General features: G+C 63.4%; 2 protein-coding genes and 1 pseudogene. 2 read left to right on the top strand and 1 reads right to left on the bottom strand.

Going from position 1 to position 2204, the window contains the following annotated elements:
• Nucleotides 1–205 (top strand): annotated as a pseudogene (locus tag A2I95_RS32840) (DDE-type integrase/transposase/recombinase); the annotation flags it as partial.
• Nucleotides 206–207: 2 nt separating this feature from the next.
• Here A2I95_RS32840 and A2I95_RS32835 read toward each other — a convergent pair.
• Nucleotides 208–1584: an O-antigen ligase gene (locus tag A2I95_RS32835; protein WP_291736572.1), complete on the bottom strand. Its 1377-nt coding sequence runs from the start codon at nt 1582–1584 to the stop codon at nt 208–210.
• 325 nt (nt 1585–1909) lie between these two features.
• Between A2I95_RS32835 and A2I95_RS32830 the strand changes: the two genes are divergently transcribed.
• Nucleotides 1910–2204, top strand: a 295-nt coding sequence (locus A2I95_RS32830; RefSeq protein ID WP_291736571.1) for a hypothetical protein, incomplete at its 3' end; no start/stop codon positions are given.

The raw sequence follows: 2204 nt of genomic DNA, 5'->3' as shown, positions 1-2204 counted from the left end.
GTCGGTTGGCAGGCTCGGTGGCAAACAGCATCTGGACGAAGTTGTCATCTCTATCGGAGGCGGCAAGCATTGGCCTTGGCGGGCCGTTGATCAGGAGGAGTTCGTGCTGGATGCGTTGGTTCAAGCCCGCCGCGACCGGCAGGCTGCCCTTCGGCTGAAGCGGAAGCTGTTGTCTCGGCAGTGCCTTCCGCCACGGGTTTTGCTGGATCACTGGCGGTGCGGGGTTTCCAGGGCCGAGATGGCGCAGCCGGCGCCCAGCAGGGCGGCGAAATAATAGGCGATGCCGGGGATCTGCAGCGGGAAGTCGACCAGTGAATGGGCCGAAACAAAGGCCAGTGCGCCCAGGGTCAGCACCGGGATTGCGCGCAGGGAGCGCCGCCACCGCAGGCCGGCGAGGCAGCTATTCAGAATCAGCCGGACGCTGAGGCCCAGCAGCAGCAGGGCGGCAGGCAGGCCGAACCCCAGGATGAGTTCAAGATAGGAGTTATGGGCCCGGTGCCAGCTGCCTTCGGTGCCAAGGCAGACCGGATCCCGGTAGCTGGGAAACACCTCGGCAAAGGTGCCAAAGCCGGTGCCGGTCCACAGGTTGTCCCGGATCGCGGCAAGCGTGCCGGCCCAGGCGCACCAGCGCGGATCGCGGGCGGGGCCGCTGAGCCGCGAGAACACCGGTTCGCCGAACAGCAGCAGCAGCAGGCAGCCGCCGCCCAGCACCAGCAGCACCCGGCCGGCCCGGCCGCTGCGGCGCGCTTGGGCAGAGACAATCGCCAGGCACAGGAACAGCAGCGGCAGGCTGAGCATGGCGCCTGCCCGCGACCGGGTTGCGATAATGGCAATCAGCACCGCAAACAGCAGCAGCCAAAGCGCCGGCTGCGCAAGACTGATGCGGGCAGGGGAGGGGGCCGGGCCAGACCGCCGCAACCGGGGCGCGGGTTTGAGGATCTGGAGGCTGCCGGCCAGGGCAAAGGCCGTGAGGCCGAAAAACGAGGCGGCAGCATTGCGATTCACAAACACGCCGGAAAAGCTGCCATGGCTGACCGGGTAGCTGGTAAAGACCTGTGCCTGGGGAAAAAACACCTCAAGCACGATGGACAGCAGCACAATGGCAGCGCCGGTCAGCGACAGTGCGACCCAGGCGCGTTTGGCGGAGCGGGGGGATTGGCACAGGATCAGGGTGCTGAAAAACACCAGGCCGGGCAGGATCAGCGCCGGCAGCGCCGCCAGGGTGCGCAGCGGGCTGACCGAGAGGTAGCCTGCGCTGAGGTCCAGCGCGGCGGCGGCCTGCTGCCAGACCGGGTGGGTCAGGGGGCCGATCGGCAGCGGGACCATCTGCAGCCCGCCCCAGAGCGCCGCCAAAGTCAGGATCAGCGCGGTGAATTGCACCAGGCGGCGGATGTCCGGAGAGGGCGTTTTAACGGGCAGGCAGACCAGGGCCAGCAGGGCCGCCAGGCATCCCGTTATCTGGGTATAGGGCGGGGAAACCGAGCCGTTGAACAGCGCCGCCAGGAACAGGACAGCTGCCAGACCGGCCCGGCAGAAATCCCGGCAGCGGTGCGGAGAAACCGCATAGGTGGTTTTTTGCAGCACGTTCACGCCGCCCGGTCAACCGGCAGCGGTATCACCCTGCGATACCGGAAATGCAGGGGCTCTGCCGGCCAGCTGCAGGGCAGAGAAGTTTCAGGGGGGCCGTGAACTTGGACAGATAGCATGGGGAACGGCTTGGTGATTGCAGAATTGGGTTAAAACGCTACGGGATTAATTGCACGCATTGAGGTTATACAACTCAATCCGCAAATGAATCATTAAATTTTATTAGAACTCTTTATTTTCGGTAATTTCTGCTAGAAAGGCCATCAGGGTGGTATGTTTCAGCCTGTGCAAAATGCTTTGGACGCGTAGAATTGAGAACCCGATGATTTGCAAACGAACCCTTGGCCTGTTGTTGGTGCCTGTTCTTGCGGGCGCGTGCAGCTTTCTGCCCCGCAACGGCCCGGATGAGACCGCGATTCTGGAAAAATCCTCTAGCCATTTGCAGGCCGAAGACGCGACGCTGGGCTATAACTATGTGGTTGTTGATGTGAACCGGGAGGTCATCCCGTTTGTCACCAAGGACGATAGCAGCTCGTTTTCGACCTTTGGTGCCAGCAGCGCCGAGGTGCCGAGCATCCGGCTGGGCGCGGGCGATGTGATACAGATCACCATTTTCG

The sequence above is a fragment of the Leisingera sp. F5 genome (assembly GCF_001593695.1).
The sequence above is the reverse complement of the archived record's forward strand: the minus strand, read 5'-3'. Positions and strand labels throughout refer to the sequence as shown.